Below are 19,766 nucleotides of genomic sequence, written 5' to 3'. Positions count from 1 at the left end.
TTCGCTTCACTTTTTAATTGGAGATAGGATTTTAGAAACGAAAACCGTTACCTCAAAAGCCCATATCATTCAAGCTTTCCCTTGCCCTCTTCCTCGGGCGGTTTTGGGTTGATTGTTTCCTGCAGTTTAGTGAGTTCTTCGCGCTGTTTCTTGGTTTTTGCCAGTCCCTCGGCCTTGCGGAGGTGGAATTGAGCTTTTTTCATATCCTGACCATACAAAGCCGCATATGCGAGTTGGCTGTGGGCTTCGAAATAGTGTCCTGATTCTCCCAGCATACGTCCAAGATGGTAGTGTATTTCCTGATCATGGGGAACCATTTCGGCTACTCTGCACATTGTCAGGATGGCTTGCTTGTAGTTTTTTCTAGTGCCTTCAATACGGGCGATAAAAAAGAGGGTCATGGCATCACGCGGCTCACGCAGGTAAGCCTCACGCAACAGCGGGGAGGCTTTATCCATTTCTCCGATTGTAAAGTAGAACCGACCTTGTTCTCTCAGGATCAGGGTGTCGTCAGGGCAAAGCTCGTGTGCCCGATTAAATGATTGCTCAGCTTTTTTGTATTGTTTCATGCGTGTGTAGACAATCCCCAGCCCTAAATGGTCGAGGCAGGTGCGGTCTTTTTCAGGTATTGCCAAATAATGGGCCAGGGCAACGTCCTGCGAAGTCAGTCTCGCCCTGATAAGGGTCTGGACTTTGAAAAAAGCAGCATCATCATCTTTACGCTGAAAGTATTCCGGCGGCATGCGTTTGAAGCGGTCCTGCAGGTATCCGATACGTGAATCAAGGCCGGGGTGAGTGGAAAGATAGGTAGGTATGTTGGTATTGCTTATATGCCATTGGCGTTGTTTCATTACCTTGAAACCATTAATCATACTTTGCGGGTTGTAACCCGCGGCAACGAGATAGTTCATGCCGAGATGGTCAGCTTCCCTTTCATTTTCCTGTGTGTAGTTGAGGTATGCACTGGTCGCGCCGCCCATGGAGCCCATGGCAATAGCTGACCCCAGATTGCTCATATTGCTGCCGCCACCGGCAATACCGACCAGCATCCCGGCTAATGTTCCGAGCATGCTTGCAAAGTTGACCATTTTCATTTTTTCCATGCGGCGGGCCACGTGGCGCAGGGATACGTGGGCAAGTTCGTGCCCGATAACCGCTGCAAGCTCAGCCTCATGCTTCATATTCAGGATCAAGCCGGTGTAAACATAGACATACCCGCCCGGAACCGCGAAAGCATTCATTGCATTATTGCGTATAACGGTAGCGGTTATCGGGAAAGGTTGGGGGGGGATATGCTTAGCCACCTTGGCAACAAGGTGCTTTACATAGCCGTCAATTTGCGGATCAAGGATAATTGGAAGCCTGTTGCGGACCATTTTATCAAACTCTCCGCCGAGCTTGATTTCATCTGTGACAGTAAAATCCCCGAACAGTGAATTGGCAGTGGCCTGTGGTGTCATGCACAGGCTGAAAAAAAATATCAGGATTAACGATATGATCTGAAGATGGATTTTATTTCTGATGAGCATACTGAAATCTATTGAATCTATAAATGATGTTGAAGAATTATCTGTATGTTGAAGAGAGTAAGTTTTGAATGGCTCCTTGTAAAGGAAGGAAGCAAAAAGAAAACCCCGCAAGCAGAACTTGCGGGGTTGATAATTCTTTATAAACTGGAGCTACTATTTGCCCATCATATCGAAGAATTCGTCATTGTTTTTAGTGCCCTTCATCTTATCGAGCAGGAATTCCATGGAATCAATGGAGTTCATGGGGGCAAGAAGCTTGCGCAGGATCCAGACCTTGTTGAGAACGCCGTCATCGAGAAGGAGTTCTTCCTTACGGGTACCGGAACGGTTGATGTCTATAGCAGGGAAGACTCGTTTTTCAGCGAGTTTGCGGTCAAGGTAAAGGTCCATGTTACCGGTTCCCTTGAATTCTTCAAAGATAACTTCGTCCATGCGGGAGCCGGTATCGATAAGAGCGGTGGCGATGATAGTCAGGCTGCCGCCTTCTTCAATGTTACGGGCTGCGCCGAAGAATCGTTTGGGACGCTGCATTGCGTTGGCATCCAGACCGCCGGAAAGAACCCTGCCGGAGGAAGGGGTTACGGCGTTGTATGCGCGGCCGAGTCGGGTGATGGAGTCGAGCAGGATGACAACGTCACGCTTCCGCTCAACAAGGCGCTTGGCCTTTTCCAGTACCATTTCGGTAACCTGCACATGGCGCTGCGGCGGCTCATCAAAAGTGGAGCTGACCACTTCGGCCTTAACAGTTCTGGCCATGTCGGTGACTTCTTCGGGACGTTCGTCGATGAGCAGAACAATGAGATCAACATCAGGATGATTGGCGTTGATGGAGTTTGCGATGTTCTGCAGCATCATGGTTTTACCGGTACGAGGCGGTGCAACGAGCAGTGCGCGCTGGCCGCGACCGATGGGGGAAAGGATATCGATTACCCGGGAACTGAAATTTTTTGGTCCGTTTTCCATTTTGAAACGGTTGTCCGGGTATACGGGAGTAAGGTTGTCGAAAAGAACCAGGTTTCTGGAGTGTTCCGGCGGTTCAAGTCCGATTTCATTTACTCTGAGCAGTGCGAAGTAACGTTCGCCTTCTTTGGGAGGGCGAATCTGTCCGGAGATAATGTCACCCTTACGCAGTCCGAATCTTCTGATCTGGGAAGGAGAAACATAGATGTCATCCGGTCCGGGCATGTAGCTGTAGGTGGGGGAACGCAGGAAACCGAAACCATCGGGAAGGACTTCCAGAACACCTTCCCCGTAAATCTGTCCGTTTTGTGCCGCGCACCCCTGAAGCAGGGCAAAAATCAATTCCTGCTTGCGCATGCCGCTGGGGTTTTCAACTTTGAATTTAGCTGCCAGATCCATTAGATCAGACATCTTCTTCTGTTTAAGTTCAGTCAGGTTCAGGTTGTTTATCTTTTTTTCTTGGACCATACTGTATAACCGGATTTAAAAAGTTATAAAAATATTTATAAGTTATCGGAAAGCCTCAGCAATGCACGCATGACGTGGTCATGTACTTGCTGAAATGCTCTACCTTAACTAAATGATGAAAATTATATTGGATTTTCCTGAGTGAGGGGCTGTTTATCTGTTCGAATACAACGACTTTAATACCGTCTTTGATTCTTGCTCCACCCTAGTTGCAGTCTTTTTGTTTAGAAGTGCTTTGCTGATTGTTTCTGATGAAACGCGAAACGTTCTAAAGACTGCAACTCATAGGGCATTAACTGAAAGAATCATTTATGACAAGTCGTTTGAACAGGATTTTTAGGATTCCTCTTCCTGCTTTTCCAGAACATCACTGAAAAGTGCATTGATATCTTCCTTAATTTCTTCCTGATCAAGATCAAGAGCAAAGGAAAGCTCCATAGAAACCAGCCCCATAGCTTGTTCAAGGAGTCTGCGTTCACCAAAGGAAAGTTCTTTGTCGCGACCGATCAGGAACAGTTCTTTGAGTACATAAGCCACGTCCTGAAGATCGCCGCTTTTAAGTTTCTCAGAATATTCACGGTAGCGTCTGTTCCAGTTCTGACCGGTGTAACCGGTGAAATCAGATCTGTCCTTAAGGCTTTCAAATATTTCCATACCCGCGTCCTTGTCACAAACTGCGCGAAGACCTACGTTATGCGCGTTCATGACCGGAACCATGAGCGTAACATTGTTACTTAAAATGCGGACAATATAAAATTCAGCGGTTGCTCCGCCGATTTCCTGGCTTTCGATACGTTCTACTTTGCCTACTCCCTGTGAAGGGTAGACAACCAACTGGTCTAGCTCAAACACTCATGGCTCCTTGGACTTGCTAAAGAAATGCTTGGAAAGGTCGGTGCGAATTTCGGGGATATCCCGAGATGGTGGTGGCGCGGTTACGTGGAATTCAGGATTAGCTGAAAACGGGTTTACAGGCCCTTCCCATTTCTTTTACCCTCTAATTGATATTTATTTTCTTAAGAGGGAATTGCTACGAAAAGTTATTATAACTGAATTGTAAAAAATAGTCTACGGTTCGGTTTCAGGAAGATCTGGCATGAAACTGTTCATGAACTGAGTTGCCGTTCCTTGGCCGCGCCTGAAATGCAGATTCAAACCTTTTATAGCTGCCTGTGACATCTGGGCAGCTATCGAAAGTTCCTGCGCATTGAATTCCTCAAGTACATACTCTTTGACCTGTGAGGAAAATTCCGGACGGCCGATACCAACCCTTATACGGAAAAAATTAGGAGACCCCATCTTCTCCTGAATTGATTCAAGTCCGCGGTGGCCGTTATTGCCTCCACCTTTCTTGAATTTCATCCTTCCGCAGGGGAGGTCCAGTTCATCGTGTATGACGTAGACATCTGATACGGCAATGGAATATTTGCCGCAGATGGCCGCAACCGCTTTACCGCTCAAGTTCATGTAAGTGAGCGGTTTGGTTACCAGCACATTGTTTCCGGCTAAATTGAGGCTGAAAAGTTCGAAGTCACCGGAAATACCCATTTCTTTGAAGCGCATGCTTTTACGGGATGTTGCCATTTCTGCCAAAGCATCAACCGCCATAAAACCGATATTGTGTCTGGTCTTGGCGTATTCCGGTCCGGGGTTACCCAGTCCTACGATTAGTGCTTTGTATTCCATGATAATATTCCTGCTTAACAAACGGCAAAGGCCCCGGATAAACCGGGGCCCGAAAATGAGTATACTTGTAAAGACCTATTCTTCGTCAGCTTCTTCGTCAGTAGCTTTAGAACCGCGGCCAGCGGCACAGCGAACGAGTGCAAAGTTGCTGTCATATACAACAGAAGCACCTTCGCCGAGTTCGATTTCGTTTACGAATACAGTGTCACCAACGTTCATGCTGTCGATGTTAACAACGATTTCAGCAGGAAGAGTTGCAGCGGTACAAGCTACGGTGAGCTTGGGGCGGTAAATAGCCATACGGCCACCGAGTTTAACACCGGGTGCAGTACCTTCAGTTACAACGGGAACTTCAACTTTGAGGGTACGGTCTTTGGAAACACCGAGGAAGTCGATGTGGTTAGGGCGGGGACGGACGGGGTCCATCTGCACTTTCCAGATCAGGGTATCGTAGGTCTTGCCGTCAACTTCAAGGCTGAAGACGCGGGTAGTACCGATCTTACGATACATTTTAACGAATTCGATTTCGTTAACGGAAAGAACGAGGTTCTCGCCTTCCTGAGAGTAGAAGACAACGGGAACCATGCCCTGGTTGCGGAGCTGGCGGTTTGCGGATTTACCGGTTTTGGTACGCAGCTCAGCTTTGAAGGTTACTTTTTCAGACATTATTTTCTCCTTATGGTTAACCTGCTGCCGCTCAAAAGGACCGACAGAGGGTGGGAATAGGCAATGTTATACGAAGAGTACGCTTACGGAGGACTCGGAGTGCACATTGTGGATGCACTTGGCGAGAATTCCGGCAACGGATTTGACTTTGATCTTACCGTTACAGTTAGCAAGCTTTTCTTCGGGAACAGGCAGGGTGTCGGTTACAATCACCTCGGAAAAAGGTGCTGCAGCCAGCCTGTCGATAGCCGGTCCGGAAAGAACCGGGTGGGTTGCGCAGGCAATTACGTCTTTAGCGCCGTGGTCTATGAGAACCTTAGCTGCCTGGCACATGGTGCCTGCGGTGTCGATCATGTCATCCATGACCACGCAGACTTTATCTTTTACTTCGCCGATAACGTGCATGGCTTTAGCCTGGTTGGGAGCGTCGCGACGTTTATCAACAATAGCCAGACCTGCGTTCAGGCGTTTGGCGTATGCTCTTGCGCGCTCGGTTCCACCTGCGTCAGGGGAAACCATAACCATGTCTTCTTCACGAGTGCGCAATTCGTCCAGCAGGACGGGCGCTGCGTAAATGTTATCTACGGGGAGGTCGAAAAATCCCTGAATCTGGCCTGCGTGCAGGTCAATAGTAACCAGACGCTGCATGCCTGCAACAGTCAAGCAGTCGGCACAGAGTTTTGCACTGATGGGCGCGCGGGGAGAAACCTTGCGGTCCTGTCTGGCGTATCCATAGTAAGGAACAACTGCAGTTACTCGGCGGGCACTTGCTCTTTTAAGCGCGTCCAGCATGAGACACAGTTCCATGAAGTGAAAGTTCACCGGGTCACAGGTAGACTGGACTACGAAAACATCGCAGCCGCGGACGTTATCCTGAATTTCGATGCGGATTTCACCATCACTGAATTTTTCACGCAGGCAGGGAGTAAGTGTGCTGCCGAGATGGTCACAGATTGCTTCTGAAAGCGCCAGATTTGACGAGCCGCTGATAATCTTGAGTTCACCGTTCATGTCGGTCTCCAACTTGACCTCTCGGATGAGAAATGAATTTGGCAGGGATGGCAGGACTCGAACCCGCGAATGCGTGGACCAAAACCACGTGCCTTACCAACTTGGCGACATCCCTGCACAGATTATGTGAAATATATCTATATTAAAATTTTCAAAACCTGTGAAGAACTGAGTCAATGTTTATTGATTTCAAGCCGGTGGCAGCTGCTTTAGCTGCTTCATCTTCTTTAAAGAAAGAGATGATACTTGCCCCGCTTCCGCTCATGACAGCTCCGCAGGCTCCGTTTTTCAACAGATATTCCTTTGTCTCCCTGATTTTGGGAAACTCGGGAAGGACAACTTCTTCAAAGTCATTGAACAAAGTCACCCTCGTTTTGGAGGCCGTTCTATTATTACCGCTGGCTGACGTTGTCAAGTCAAAGGCTCCACTTTTTTTGAAATTAGTGGATTGGTCACGACCAGACCATGCCTTGTATGCCCATGCGGTATTCACGTGCACATCCGGGCAGGCTAATAACGCGGTCAGGCCGGAAAGGTCAACCTCTGAAGGTGATAAAATTTCACCTATTCCTTTTGCCCACGCCGGACCATCAAGTAAAAAGAAGGGGACATCCGCGCCAAGACCCGCAGCCAGTGCGTTCAGCTTGTCGTGTTCAAGTCCCGGACTGTCCGGGTGGGTGTTCAGGAAACGGAGCATGGATGCAGCATCGGAGCTGCCTCCGCCAAGTCCGGCCCCGGTGGGGGTGCGCTTGATCAATTCAATATGAAGTCCCGGACGGAACCCGGTTGCCTCTGCATATTTATCCCAAGCTTTATATATAAGGTTGTCTTCCGCCGGAAGGTCGAAATCCGCACAGTGGATGGTACAGCCTTCTTCGGTTTCGGTAACCTCAAGGGTGTCAGCCAAAGCGGGGAAGGGGTGAAAGAGAGTGTCCAGCTCATGATAGCCGTCCTCTCTTTTGCGGACGATTTTCAAGTAGAGGTTGACCTTAGCCGGGGCGGTAAGAATTGTTTTGTTCATGGGCAGTCTAATAACGTAAAGATTCTGAATTAGGAAGCCCCGTCCTGAGTTGGATCAGGACGGGGCAATTGAGAGCTAACAACAGTCGGGAGACTATTTGTCTTTCAGTTCAATGGTGCGGAAAATGTTATGGCCCTGACGTTTCAGCAGCAGCATAACCAATCCGCGTTTTTTGCCTTCAGTATTGATGATCTTCTGCAGATCTTTGATGGAATTAACTTTATGCTGGTTGGCTTCTATAATTACATCACCAACTGCGATGGCTGCATCTTCGGATGGTGTCCCCTGCATTACTTCGATGACCAGCAGGCCTTCGGGTCTGTCCAGTCCGAGGGAATCAGCTTCAGCCTTGCGGTTGACCCTGCGGACCACCAGTCCGAGGTCATCAAGGTTCTCTTCCGCTGCCTTGGGGGACATCTTTTCAGCTTCAGCTACAACATTTTTACCGTTGCGTTCGCCAAGCACGATGCGCAGGTTCTTTTCACGGCCCTTGCGCCATACTTGAATACTTACGGCTTTGCCCGGAGGCAGGGCTGCTACGGTACGCAGCAGGTCGTTGGTGTCGTCGATTTTTTCGCCGTCAATCTTGAGGATGACGTCGCCGACTTTTATGCCGCCCTTATCTGCGGGGTCACCGGGATTCACGGAGTTGACCAGCGCGCCTTTTTCCTCTTTCAGTCCGAGTGCTTTGGCTGTCTTTGCATCAGCGTCCTGAATGGTTACGCCGAGCCAGCCTCGGCTGACTTTGTGGTCGGTTTTAAGCTGAGAGATGACGTTTTCAGCCATGTTGCTGGGGATGGCAAAACCGATTCCCTGACCGCTGGCAATGATTGCGGTGTTGATGCCGATGACGCGTCCCTTCAGGTCGATGAGCGGTCCGCCGGAGTTTCCGGGGTTGATGCTGGCATCAGTCTGAATGAAGTTGTCAAAAGGACCTGCACCGATGATGCGTCCTTTGGCGCTGATAATTCCCTTGGTTACGGTATGTCCTAAACCGAAGGGGTTGCCGATGGCCAGCACCCATTCGCCCACTTCGGCTTTGTCCGAGTTTGCGAATTCAAGGAAGGGCAGGTCTTTTTTTACTTCTATTTTTAAGAGGGCAAGGTCGGTTTCCTTGTCCCTGCCGATGATTTTTGCCGGGTATTCGTGACCGTCGTTCTGGAGCTTGACCGTGATTTCATCAGCAGAGGCGACCACATGGTTGTTTGTGACCACAAATCCGTCTTTGGAAATGATGAAACCGGAGCCCAAAGAACCTGTTTTGCGTTTCTGCTTGGGCTGTTTGTTATTTCCCCGGTTGTTGAACTGCTTGAAGAAATCTTCAAAAGGATTGTTTCCGCCTCTGCCGTGGAATTTGAAAAAGTCTTCCATGGGGTTGCCCACTTCGACCATTTTCACAGTGTTGATGTTGACCACGGCGGGGCCACATTTCTTAGCCAGATCCACAAAGGAAGGCAGTCCGTCCGCATGTGCGTATACGGGCAGTATGAGTACAGTGATGAGAGTAAGTAATCCAATGTAGCGTTTTAATTTCATGTAACCTCCTCGTAATGCCGCCCGGAAAACGGGATAGGCAGCACTTTCTTGAGTATAGTCTTGTTTTCTTAAATGTAAATAGTCAGTCTGGAAATTCAGCAGGTATTGATTTGCAAACATTATTTTTGACTGCTACGGATCAAGTGTTTTCAGATTACAGTTGTATATGCAGTCTGTTCATTAAATAATGATTCCGGAACAAAACTGCAGGGAGAAGATTTCCATGCGTTTGTACAAGATCCTGACTGCCATAAAACCCAAGACCATACAGCACTACCTTGCCTATATGGTTGCCGGCCTTGTCCTGACTCAATTGGGCATTACCTTGTTTCTTATTTCTGACCTTACATCTAACCTGCTTAAGGAACAGATCGGTCTGCGTGCTCTCCAGACTGCGCAGTCAATTGCGCATACTCCCATGATCAGGGCAGAATTGATGCGCAATGATCCTGAAGGTAGAATTCAGATTTTAGCAGAGAATATTCGCAGAAAGACAGGTGCGACTTTTATTGTGGTAGGTGATGTGGAAAACAAACGCTTTTCGCATCCGGTTCCAGAAAGGATCGGTAAGACCTTTGTTGGTGGTGATACTGGACCGGTCATTAAAGAAGGTAAATCCTATGTTTCGGAAGCGGTCGGTACTCTGGGTCGATCCATACGTGCGTTTGTACCTATTTTCTCCGAGAATGAAGAAATTCTCGGTTTTGTCTCAGTGGGGTACCTTTCGACCAGTGTAAAGAAAAGCATTGCTGAGCACATGCATCGTCCACTGATTTTTATCCTTTTCCTGACTCTACTTGGTTTTGCTATTACTGCCTGCATCGCCCGGCATCTTAAAAAGATTACCCTCAACCTTGAACCGGCGGAAATCACCAACCTTTACCTCGAACGAGGAGCCGTACTTGAAACCATCCGAGAGGGGGTCATTGCCACGGACGACAAGGGGGAAATTCGTCTGGCCAACAAAGCTGCACTTAAATACACCTGCTTCTATTCCGCAGAACTGGTAGGTAAGCACATTGATGACGTTATTCCGTGTGCCGGGCTCAAGCATGCTCTAACCACCGGTGAAAGCGAGTTTGACCAGGAACGCATAGTCAATGGTCAGGAGCTTATCTTCAACATTGTTCCGGTCCTTAAGGATGGATCAATTAAAGGGCTGGTGGCCAGCTTCCGGCGAAAAGACGAATTGGACCGTATTTCCCATGAGCTTTCAAGTATTCAGGAGTATTCCGAACTGTTGCGAGGACAAACTCACGAATATTCAAATAAACTTCACACTATTGCCGGACTGATCCAGATTGAAGCCTATCAAGAGGCTCTGGACCTTGTTTCCCGAGAATCCTCCGGCTACGAAGATATTATTAGATTTCTGAACAAAGCCGTGCCCCATCCTGTTATTGCTGCCATTGTGCTTGGCAAATACAATCGGGCCAAGGAACTCAAAATAGATTTCAAAGTGGACCGTGAAAGCACCATGGTTGATGTGCCGGATTGGATCAAGCAGGAGAAAATAGTTACAGTTGTTGGCAACCTGCTGGACAATGCTTTTGAAGCTGTGCTGGAGCAGCATAAGGACAATCGCAAGGTCTTTCTTTCCTTTACTGACCTTGGAAATGATATTGTTTTTGAAATTGAGGATTCCGGTCCCGGTGTTTCCCCGGATCAGATAGAGAAGATTTTTGAAAAAGGGATATCATCCAAAGGAAGCTCCCGCCGGGGATTGGGGCTATATCTGGTCCGCCAGCGTCTAGATGAACTCGGTGGATTTGTTTCCGTTTCAGCTGCCAGATCCGGAGGAACCCTCTTTTCCGTGATAATTCCGAAAGTCAGGTGTACTGTAGTATGATCGATGTAAAAGTTGTAATCGTCGAGGATGATGCCAGAATAGCTGACCTTCACCGCCGTTTTACCGAGAGGGTGCCGGGGTTCAGCGTGGTGGCTATTGCTCAGGGGCTTGATGATGCCAAAGCCATGATTGAGTTGTATAAACCGGATTTGATACTCCTTGATTTGTATTTCCCGGAAGGAACCAGTCTTGATCTGCTGCGCGAAATCCGTATTCAGGGCATTGAAACCGATGTTATATTGATTACCGCCGCCCGTGAGATGGGACCGCTCAAGGAAGCTCTGCGTGGCGGGGTCTTTGACTATATCATCAAGCCGGTCATTCTTGATCGTTTCGTGACCTGTCTCGAAAAATTTCGAGAATATTTTCAGCGTCTCCGTTCAGAAGAATCCATTGAGCAAAGTGACGTGGACAGCATACGCAATCTTAATCCGGCCTCTTCCATGTCCGAGTCAGGTTCAGATTCTGAAACTCTGCCTAAGGGTATTGATCCTTTGACTTTGAAGAAGGTCAAAGCTGTTTTCGCTGATGGGAACGTTGAAAAGAAGGAAGGAATCAGTGCCGAAGAAGTGGGCGAGACAATAGGAGCTAGTAGGTCTACTGCCCGGCGTTATCTAGAATACCTTGTGTCTGTCGGGAGTATTTATCCCGATGTCGTATATGGCACAGTCGGACGCCCGGAGCGTAAGTATTTCAGGAACTGATTTGTCTCGCTGACTGTGAAGAATTATTATTGATCCGGATACATTCCGGCATCGCCTGCCTTTTATTGTTCATTTTCTCACGTCCGTGAACAATATGAACAAAATTCCCATAAAGAATAAAAAGAATATTAAACAGTTAATAACCCCTCCTTCTTTTTTTCATATAGATTCAGCTCCAGGTTTTGAAAGTTGGGAAGAAGCTCTATGAAAAAAAATTTGAAAATCTGCCGAAGCAGAGGAGGGTTTATGAGACGTTTATTAGCAGTAATATGTGTGCTGGTGTTGATTGCAGCAATGTCGATTCCCGCATTTGCAGGTAAAGTGGTTCTCAAGCTCGGGCATATAGCAGAGCCCGTGCATCCTTATGGACAGGGAGCGGAGAAATTCGCTGAGCTTGTTAAGGAAAAATCCGGTGGAGAAATAATCGTTAAAGTTTTTCCTTCCTCCCAGCTGGGCGGCCAGAAGGACTTGATCGAAGGCCTCATTTTCGGGACCGTTGACATGGCCTTGGTAGGCACGGCTGTACTCGGTCAGTTCCAGCCTCAGATTTCAATTTTCGATATGCCTTTCCTCTTTCAGGATCGTGAGCACACATATAAATCTCTTGATACCGTTGGTATGGATCTGGGGAAAGCCCTTGAACCCAAGGGCATCAAACTTCTCGGATACATGGAAAATGGTATCCGCCATCTGACCAACAATGTTCGTGAAGTTAAGACTCCCGCTGACATGGAAGGCCTTAAAATCAGGGTCATGACCAATAAAATTTATATTGAAATGATGAAATCCCTCGGAGCATCCCCCACTCCTATGGCTTTCGGTGAACTCTATTCCGCAATGCAGCAGGGTACTGTTGACGGACAGGAAAACCCCAGTGCCCACATCTGGACCAAACGATTTTTCGAAGTTCAGAAATATGCATCCAAGACCGCCCATTCCTATGCTCCAGAACCGCTGGTAATGTCCATGATCAGCTGGTCCAGACTCAGTCCTGCACAGCAGGAAATCCTCATGTCAGCAGCTAAGGAAGCAATCGACTGGCAGCGCAAGTTCTCCACTGAAAAGGATGATGAATACTGGGCTCTCATCGAAGGAACCGGAAAAATTAAAATTACTGAAGTTGACCGCGAGCTGTTCGCAAAAGCAACCAAGCCTGTTTATGACAAGTTTGCAGATATCGTAGGACAGGACAATATCGACAGAATTAATGCTCTGAAAAAATAGCCGTTTCAATCGGAGCCGGGGAGTTCTCCGGCTCCGGCTTCTCAGGGAGGATTCCTGATGGATAAATTATTCGAAAAACTGCGCGCGGTCCTGTACTGGATTTCCGTAACTTCAATGACCGTCATGCTCGGCCTGATCTTTTTTCAAGTCGTAACCAGATACTTCTTCGGGCATACCTTCGAGTGGTCCGAAGAGTTGGCAAGATTCCTTTTCGTATGGGTTGTTTTCCTTGGTTCAGCATTGATAATGGGCGAGAGCGGGCATCTGGCCGTTCAAATTCTGCCCACTAAATTTAAGGGTACTGCTTCCGGTCTGGTATTGGAAATTTTTATCAATCTTTGCAGCTATGCCTTCACTATGCTCCTGTTGATTCAGGGGGCCAAGATGACTTCCGTCATGACTTTTCAGGTCGCTCCGGGACTGGGGATTTCCATGAGCGTAGTTTATTCCATTATTCCCATCAGCGCATTCTTGATGATTCTCTACCTGATCAAAGATACGATAAGAATATTCAAAGAGATCAAAGAACGCTGCGGGACTAACGCTGCGGTAGAACAGAAAGCGGAAGTAGGGAGGTAGTCATGGAAGCAGTATTACTCGGTTCATTTCTGGGCTTGACCTTTCTGGGAGTACCGGTTGCCTACGCACTGGGTCTTTCTGTCTCAATAATTCTTTATTACTACATGAATATACCGCAGGTCATGATCACTCAGGTCATGTACTCCGGCATCGATTCATTTTCCTTTATGGCGGTTCCTTTTTTCATGCTGGCAGGATCATTCATGTCTGCTGGCGGGGTAACTTCAAGGCTTGTTAATTTCGCACAGGCTCTGGTTGGATCGTTTACCGGTGGTCTGGCTCAGGTTGTCGCAGTTTCAGGTATGTTCTTTGCGGCCATTTCCGGTTCATCGGCAGCGACCACTGCTGCTATCGGTTCGACTATGGTCGATGAGATGGAGAAAAAAGGGTACCGCCGTGAATTGGCAACCGGTATTGTTGCTGCCGGCGGAACTGTAGGTATTGTTATACCTCCATCCATTACTTTGGTTGTCTACGGGGTTATCGCAGGTGCATCCATCGGTGATCTGTTCATGGGGGGAATGATTCCCGGATTGCTCATGGGGCTGACCATGTGTCTGGTAAGCTACGCTATTGCCAAAAAGGAAGGTATCCCGGCGGAAGGCTCATTCTCTTTCCTTCATTTACTTAAATCCTTCAAGGATTCCTTCTGGGCATTGATGACACCGGTAATCATCATCGGCGGAATCTACGGCGGTATCTTCACCCCAACCGAAGCTGCTGCTGTGGCAGCGGTATACGGCATCTTTGTTGGTTTCTTTATCTATAAGGAACTTACTCTCAAGGATTTTCCGCGTATTATTTTTCAGGCTGTCATGGGAACCACAATGATTATGTTCATTGTCGGGGCGGCCAAGGTCTTTGGCTGGATGCTCACAAACCTTGAGATTCCGCATCATATCGGGGAATACATAGTCTCTTTGACCAGTTCTCCGGCAATGTTCCTGATTATGATGAACGTACTGCTGCTCTTCATCGGTACTCTTATCAATGCATCTGCGGCAGTTGTAATTCTAACCCCGATATTCCTGCCTGTTGCTGTAAAATTGGGAATTGATCCGCTGTTTTTCGGTGTATTGATGGTCATCAACCTTGCAATTGGGTGCATTACTCCTCCTGTTGGACTGGACCTTTTTGTTGCCAGCGCAATTACCAAGGTTCCTCTGGAAAAGGTTATGAAGGCTTCGACTCCATACCTTATCGCACTGTTGGGCTCTTTGCTGGTGATGACCTTCTGTCCGCCGATTATCACATTTCTGCCGAACCTTTTGCATTAGTGTGACGTGGACAGATTAATGATCAAAATGTTTATGAAATAAATAAAGGACGTGGTGTCAGCCAGGTTCATTATCCCTCACGCTCCTAGCCCCCGTAACCGATAACGGTTGCGGGGGCTGAGCTTTTTACAAGCTGGAGGAACTGTTGCTTTGCTGGTTGAATGTGCCTTGACGTTTGGAAAAACCGTTAATATCCCTAGCGCACAAAGCTTAAAACAATTTTGGAGAATATATGGACCAGTCAGCAGATTTGAAGGCGGAATACGAAAATAGACTTAAGGAATGTGAGAAGAACGGAGATTCCAAAGGTAAGGCAGAAACCCTTTATGAAATGGCAAAGCTCGAGATCAGTGAAGGCAATCAGGAGCAGGCTCTGCTTATGCTCATGGAGGCTTATTCGAGGTTTCAGAAGCTGGGCGAATCAAAAGGTCATTGCTTTGCCGGAGAATTGCTCGGGCAACTTCTTTTTGTCTCCGGCAACATCCAAGATGGATTGGCTGTTGTGCGCGAATCTTTCCGGGGATTTACAGAAATGGGTATGACAGAAGAAGCAGAAAAGACCGGCCAGTTGCTTGCCGTGATGGAAGAGCATGCTGCCGGACAATAAATATTTGTGTTAAAACAAAAACGGCCCGCAATTTCATTCGAGAAATTGCGGGTCGTTTTTGTTTTGGACTGAAAATTAATTTTGGTCCACACGCAGTTCAATGGCATCAAAACGCCAGTACTCGTGTTCGACCGTTAGCACGGTATCTTTGCCGTCAGTTTTGATGCGGCGTACATAAATTCCCGGAGAACCGTGAGTTATTCCAAGGTGTGATGTTACATCCCTTGGCAGTAGGAGCGGTCTTATGAGCAGGTTTCTTTGTGTCAGGCTAAGCCCGTAATCGTCTGCAACAACCTGTGTCATAGCGCGTTGGGCGGTTTTAGGTACAATTCCTTCCAGTTTCTCAGCGTTCAGATAGTTCAGGGTTCGGGCTACTTTCTGGTCATCTAGGAAGAAGGTGTTCTCCATGGAATAGACTTTCGTCCCGGCTGCAAATCCATCCTCGGTATATGTTTCCATGTCTTCTTTTATAGTGATGATGCCGTTGTCTTCTGTGGTCCATTCTGCTTTGCGTCCCTGTGATGCGGCAAGTTGGGCGAAGTTGACGTGGTCTGCGGGGTTGTAGACCATGCGGATAGGATTCACATACCATCCTTTCCGTTCCAGTCTGAAAATTTTACCGTCGCGCTGCAATTTCAGCAGGGCATGACGGATAGTGTTTCTGTTCAAGGACAGTTCTGCGCAGAGGGTTCTTTCGGAGGGAAGTTTGTCTCCCGCCTTCAATTCTCCTGAAGCCAGCCGTTTCAGGATCATGTCCCGCACTATTTCGTAATATCTGGTTTTTTTCATCATTTAGTCATGTTTTAGAGCGTTCAAGGTCTCAACTTGGCACATAATTTTTTCATAGTCATCACGAATTTGTAACTTTTTTTGAAAAACTGGTTTAAACCAGTTGAGCTGTTCTTGGCAACAGTGTATCACGGTTTCATACAGTGAGTTAACAGGATGACTGTCTTCGGAAGTGGAATAGACTCCACGGTCGGTGGGCAGCAATATCTATGCAGCGCAAATCCGTATTATATGTTATACGGACTGGAATTCCCTCACAATGTTGCGTTGTGAAGTTTTGAGGGTGGAGGTAGTTAAATGGCTCTTTTTCGTACTTCTTTCATTTGTCTGATGATTGTGGCTATGGCATCCGTTGCTCAGGCCGGCACCTTGGATAACGTCAAGAAAGACGGCTTTCTCAAGGCTGGAACCCACATTGAAAACCCCGGTTTTTCCGCTCTGGACAGCAATGGTAAACGTGTAGGTTTTGATGTTGATTTTATCCGCGCAGTTGCTGCAGCAGTTAATGTCCCCGAGATCAAATACACCCCGCTTACATCCAAAGAGCGTCTGCCTGCTTTGCAGTCCGGTGAAATTGATCTTCTCTCCCGTACCACTACTCACACCATGAGCCGTGACGTTAAACTCGGCCTCGATTTTACCGTGACCACTCTTTATGATGGTCAGGGCATGATGGTTCGCAAGGAACTCGGCATTACTGATGCCAAGGATCTGGACGGCGCAACTGTTTGCCTGCAGACCGGTTCTACTACCGAGCTTAATATTTCCGATTTTTTCCGTAAAAACGGCATGAGCTTTACTCCTGTTGTTTTCGACAAACAGCCTGATGTACGTAAAGCTTACGACACCGGCCGTTGTGACGTTCACACTACCGACGTTTCCGGCCTTGCAGCTCAGCGCTCCCTGATGGAAAAGCCTGCTGACCACATCATTCTTTCCGAAGTTATCTCCAAAGAACCCCTCGGTCCTGTTGTGCGCCACGGCGACAACCAGTGGTCCGACATTGTCCGCTGGACTATCTGGCTGACCATGGCTGCTGAAGAAAAGGGTGTTACTCAGGCTAACGTTGAAAAAATGTTCGCTAACAGCAAGGACCCCGAAGTACAGCGTATGCTTGGTAAAACCGGTTCTCTTTGGACCGACCTCGGCCTTGATAAGGGTGCTCCCGTACGTATCATCAAGACTGTTGGTAACTACGGTGAAATCTTTGACCGTAACCTCGGTCCCAAAACTCCCCTGCGCATGGAGCGCGGACTCAACAAGCAGTGGAATGAGGGTGGCCTCATCTACGCACCGCCTTTCCGCTAGGTCTTAATAATGTAGTATTCGCGCCGGGATTTTTCCCGGCGCGTTTTTTTATTTTAATAAAAGGTTTTTTCTATGTCCGAACGTTTCGCACCGCAGGAAAAGGTTCCTTTCTGGCGCAGTCCGCAGGGAAGGGCCTGGATGTTCCAGCTCTGCATGGTCGGTGGTTTTCTCTGGCTGGCAGTTTCCATGTACCGGAATACATTGGTCAACCTTGAAACCCGTGGTATCAGTTCCGGTTTCGGGTTTCTGGGTAATGAAGCCGGATTCCGCATCGGCGAGGTAACCGGAATCCCTCTGCCACAGGGCGGATTGCTCTGGTTTCTGCTCAGCCTTGTGGCCGGGCTTGCAATGTCCCAGCTTATTTCACGTCACCTGAAGAGTAAGTCAGATAGACCTATGAACAGCAAGTGGCTCTCGGTCTGTCTTATGTTCAGCATCGGGTTACCCATGCTGACACTCTATGTCTTCCGGGACAGCGTTGAAATTGCGCACTATACTGAATCTTCGAGCTATTTCATGGCCCTGCTAACCGGGCTGGGCAATACCTTGAAAGTTACGGTCATCGGCTGTGTGGCTTCGACTGTTCTCGGGCTGCTGGTGGCGCTCGGACGTCTTTCACCAAACTGGCTGCTTTCCAATATCTGCCGCTGGTATGTGGAGCTTAACCGCAACCTGCCTGTGCTTCTGCAACTCTTCTTCTGGTACTTTATCGTCCTGCAGCAGTTGCCCAACGTTCGCAAGTCCATTGATCTCGGCGGTTGGTTGATCCTGAACAAGCGCGGGCTTTACATGCCTGCATTGGTACCGCAGCAGGGAGCGTGGATTTTTTGCGCTGCCGTTGTGGTCGGATTTGCCGCTATCTGGGTCATCCGCAGACGTGCTAAACGAATTCTTGATGAAACAGGCAAGCCTGTAAAAACTTTATTTCCTGCCCTTGCCGTGCTGATCGGCCTGCCCGCATTGGCATGGCTGGTTGGCGGACAGCCTTTCACTCTCGATTTCCCCGTGCTCAAAGGCTTTAACTTCAAGGGCGGTACCGGCTTGACCCCGGAATTCACCGCACTGGTAGTAGGGCTGACTGTCTATGTATCAGCCTTCAACGCCGAGATTATCCGTTCCGGCATTGAAGCTGTCTCCAAGGGACAGCGAGAGGCCGCCCGTGCTCTGGCAATGAACGAGCGTCAGGTCATGCGCATTGTTATCCTGCCGCAGGGCATGCGCATCATCGTTCCGCCCATGACCAGTGAATATCTGGCTATCGCCAAGAACAGCTCACTTGCTGTGGCTATCGGTTATCCCGAATTCGTCAGTGTCGGCGGAACCATCCTGAACCAGTCCGGTCAGGCGGTTGAAATTGTGGGTATCTGGATGGGTGTTTACCTGTGCATTTCCCTGTTCATTTCTTTTGGAATGAATATTTACAACAGCAAAGTAGCGTTGGTGGAGAGGTAGTATGATTCAAGATATTCCTGACAGACAGCCCCCGGCAACTCAAGTGGGGGTAATCGGCTGGGTGTGCAAGAATCTGCTCTGCCCTTGGTACAACGCCGTGCTGACCATTGTTTCCTGCTGGGCCATCTGGTCGGCGGTGGCTCCTTTCTGGGAGTGGGCGGTAACCAATGCCTCCATCACTCTCGACCCGGAAGTAGCCAAGGAATACACCGGGGCGGCATGGGGATTTATCCGTGAAATGTGGCCCGTGTTCATGACCGGGGTTTATCCGGCTGAAGAGCGCTGGCGTCCGCTGATAGCTCTGTGCATAGTGGTGATTCTGGTCAGCCTCAGTCTTGTGGCATCCTATCGCCGCAGCAGGTGGCTAAAAATCCTCTGGTTTGTTTCGCCTATTGTTGTTTTCGCGCTTGTTTACGGCGGCGAGATTGTCGGTCTTCCTGTTGTTGGAACCCACTACTGGGGCGGCTTGATGCTTACCATCATGCTGTCCATTGTCGCCATGCTGGCTGCTTTCCCTATCAGCGTACTGCTCGCCTTGGGCCGTACCTCGGACATGCCTATCGCGAAACCTTTTTGCGTGGCCTATATCGAGCTTATCCGTGGTGTGCCGCTGATCACCATTCTGTTCATGGCTTCCGTAGTTCTGCCTTTGTTCCTGCCTGCGGGCATGGAATTGGATAAGGTTCTGCGCGCCTTGGTCGGTATCACCATGTTCTTTTCCGCTTACCTTGCGGAGAATATCCGTGGCGGTTTGCAGGGTATCAGCAAAGGTCAATACGAGGCTGCTGACGCACTGGGCATGAGCTATTGGAAAAAGACCATCGTGGTAATTCTGCCGCAGGCTCTGCGCATTGTTATCCCGCCCATGGTCAACAACTTCATCGGAATTCTGAAAGATACTTCCCTCGTTGGCATCGTAGGTCTGGTGGACCTTCTGCAAATCGCATTCGCCACCACCTCGAACCCCAAATGGTTCGGCAGGCTGGAGGAAGCATACGTATTTATTGCCTTCTGGTACTGGATTCTTTGCTACGCCCTTTCCAGCTACAGCCAATACCTTGAACGCAAGATGCCTTCCGCAAGTAAATAGAGGAGAAATA

18 protein-coding genes and 1 tRNA gene are annotated in these 19,766 nt (G+C 48.5%); 9 read left to right on the top strand and 10 right to left on the bottom strand.

The genetic code is table 11. The features are described from left to right. Positions 1 to 65: 65 nt before the first annotated feature. The 9 genes from ACNI23_RS10450 to ACNI23_RS10410 form a co-directional block, all read right to left on the bottom strand. The gene (locus ACNI23_RS10450; RefSeq protein WP_420248510.1) at positions 66 to 1,529 is read right to left on the bottom strand and encodes a M48 family metalloprotease; all 1,464 of its coding nucleotides are present in this window, start codon (positions 1,527 to 1,529) and stop codon (positions 66 to 68) included. A 153-nt stretch (positions 1,530 to 1,682) separates the two neighbouring features. Further along, positions 1,683 to 2,957: a transcription termination factor Rho gene (gene rho, locus ACNI23_RS10445; protein WP_420248509.1), complete on the bottom strand. Its 1,275-nt coding sequence runs from the start codon at positions 2,955 to 2,957 to the stop codon at positions 1,683 to 1,685. A 336-nt stretch (positions 2,958 to 3,293) separates the two neighbouring features. Then, positions 3,294 to 3,809 (bottom strand): CarD family transcriptional regulator, encoded by a 516-nt coding sequence (locus tag ACNI23_RS10440; RefSeq protein WP_015852796.1) that lies wholly within the window; start codon positions 3,807 to 3,809, stop codon positions 3,294 to 3,296. A 216-nt stretch (positions 3,810 to 4,025) separates the two neighbouring features. Beyond that, on the bottom strand, positions 4,026 to 4,643 hold the full coding sequence (gene pth / locus ACNI23_RS10435) for an aminoacyl-tRNA hydrolase (RefSeq protein WP_420248508.1): 618 nt from the start codon (positions 4,641 to 4,643) through the stop codon (positions 4,026 to 4,028). A gap of 75 nt (positions 4,644 to 4,718) precedes the next feature. Beyond that, the gene (locus ACNI23_RS10430; protein ID WP_420248507.1) at positions 4,719 to 5,309 is read right to left on the bottom strand and encodes a 50S ribosomal protein L25; all 591 of its coding nucleotides are present in this window, start codon (positions 5,307 to 5,309) and stop codon (positions 4,719 to 4,721) included. A 66-nt stretch (positions 5,310 to 5,375) separates the two neighbouring features. Continuing rightward, the gene (locus ACNI23_RS10425) at positions 5,376 to 6,320 is read right to left on the bottom strand and encodes a ribose-phosphate diphosphokinase (protein WP_420248506.1); all 945 of its coding nucleotides are present in this window, start codon (positions 6,318 to 6,320) and stop codon (positions 5,376 to 5,378) included. Positions 6,321 to 6,359: 39 nt separating this feature from the next. Next, positions 6,360 to 6,435, bottom strand: a tRNA-Gln gene (locus ACNI23_RS10420). Between the two features lie 36 nt (positions 6,436 to 6,471). Further along, complete coding sequence (gene ispE, locus ACNI23_RS10415) at positions 6,472 to 7,341, bottom strand: 4-(cytidine 5'-diphospho)-2-C-methyl-D-erythritol kinase (RefSeq protein ID WP_420248505.1); 870 nt, start codon at positions 7,339 to 7,341, stop codon at positions 6,472 to 6,474. A gap of 93 nt (positions 7,342 to 7,434) precedes the next feature. Beyond that, on the bottom strand, positions 7,435 to 8,877 hold the full coding sequence (locus ACNI23_RS10410) for a DegQ family serine endoprotease (protein ID WP_420248503.1): 1,443 nt from the start codon (positions 8,875 to 8,877) through the stop codon (positions 7,435 to 7,437). A 223-nt stretch (positions 8,878 to 9,100) separates the two neighbouring features. On the opposite strand from ACNI23_RS10410, the gene ACNI23_RS10405 reads away from it, so the two are divergent. The 6 genes from ACNI23_RS10405 to ACNI23_RS10380 all read left to right on the top strand — a co-directional run bounded on the left by ACNI23_RS10405 (position 9,101) and on the right by ACNI23_RS10380 (position 15,117). Beyond that, complete coding sequence (locus ACNI23_RS10405; protein ID WP_420248502.1) at positions 9,101 to 10,726, top strand: ATP-binding protein; 1,626 nt, start codon at positions 9,101 to 9,103, stop codon at positions 10,724 to 10,726. Continuing rightward, the gene (locus ACNI23_RS10400) at positions 10,723 to 11,430 is read left to right on the top strand and encodes a response regulator (protein WP_420248501.1); all 708 of its coding nucleotides are present in this window, start codon (positions 10,723 to 10,725) and stop codon (positions 11,428 to 11,430) included. The genes ACNI23_RS10405 and ACNI23_RS10400 overlap by 4 nt, the downstream gene beginning before the upstream one ends. Positions 11,431 to 11,676: 246 nt before the next feature. Next, positions 11,677 to 12,654, top strand: coding sequence for a TRAP transporter substrate-binding protein (locus ACNI23_RS10395; RefSeq protein WP_420248500.1), 978 nt, complete (start codon positions 11,677 to 11,679; stop codon positions 12,652 to 12,654). A gap of 57 nt (positions 12,655 to 12,711) precedes the next feature. Next, complete coding sequence (locus ACNI23_RS10390; RefSeq protein ID WP_420248498.1) at positions 12,712 to 13,233, top strand: TRAP transporter small permease; 522 nt, start codon at positions 12,712 to 12,714, stop codon at positions 13,231 to 13,233. Between the two features lie 2 nt (positions 13,234 to 13,235). Then, complete coding sequence (locus ACNI23_RS10385) at positions 13,236 to 14,510, top strand: TRAP transporter large permease (protein ID WP_420248497.1); 1,275 nt, start codon at positions 13,236 to 13,238, stop codon at positions 14,508 to 14,510. A gap of 232 nt (positions 14,511 to 14,742) precedes the next feature. Next, complete coding sequence (locus ACNI23_RS10380; protein WP_420248495.1) at positions 14,743 to 15,117, top strand: hypothetical protein; 375 nt, start codon at positions 14,743 to 14,745, stop codon at positions 15,115 to 15,117. Between the two features lie 75 nt (positions 15,118 to 15,192). Here ACNI23_RS10380 and ACNI23_RS10375 read toward each other — a convergent pair whose 3' ends face one another. Further along, entirely contained in the window at positions 15,193 to 15,906 is a 714-nt protein-coding gene (locus tag ACNI23_RS10375) for a GntR family transcriptional regulator (RefSeq protein WP_420248494.1), read from the bottom strand. 297 nt (positions 15,907 to 16,203) lie between these two features. Between ACNI23_RS10375 and ACNI23_RS10370 the strand changes: the two genes are divergently transcribed. The 3 genes from ACNI23_RS10370 (at position 16,204) to ACNI23_RS10360 (ending at position 19,756) form a co-directional block, all read left to right on the top strand. Then, complete coding sequence (locus ACNI23_RS10370) at positions 16,204 to 17,214, top strand: amino acid ABC transporter substrate-binding protein (RefSeq protein ID WP_420248493.1); 1,011 nt, start codon at positions 16,204 to 16,206, stop codon at positions 17,212 to 17,214. 72 nt (positions 17,215 to 17,286) lie between these two features. Beyond that, a complete protein-coding gene (locus ACNI23_RS10365; protein WP_420248491.1) occupies positions 17,287 to 18,666 on the top strand; it encodes an amino acid ABC transporter permease in 1,380 nt (459 codons plus the stop codon). Position 18,667: 1 nt separating this feature from the next. Next, positions 18,668 to 19,756, top strand: a complete 1,089-nt coding sequence (locus ACNI23_RS10360) for an amino acid ABC transporter permease (RefSeq protein ID WP_420248489.1) — start codon at positions 18,668 to 18,670, stop codon at positions 19,754 to 19,756. Positions 19,757 to 19,766 lie beyond the last annotated feature (10 nt).

This window comes from Maridesulfovibrio pacificus (SeqCode) (assembly GCF_048612815.1).
GTDB lineage: Bacteria > Desulfobacterota > Desulfovibrionia > Desulfovibrionales > Desulfovibrionaceae > Maridesulfovibrio > Maridesulfovibrio pacificus.
This window is presented reverse-complemented; position numbering and strand designations above follow the sequence as displayed.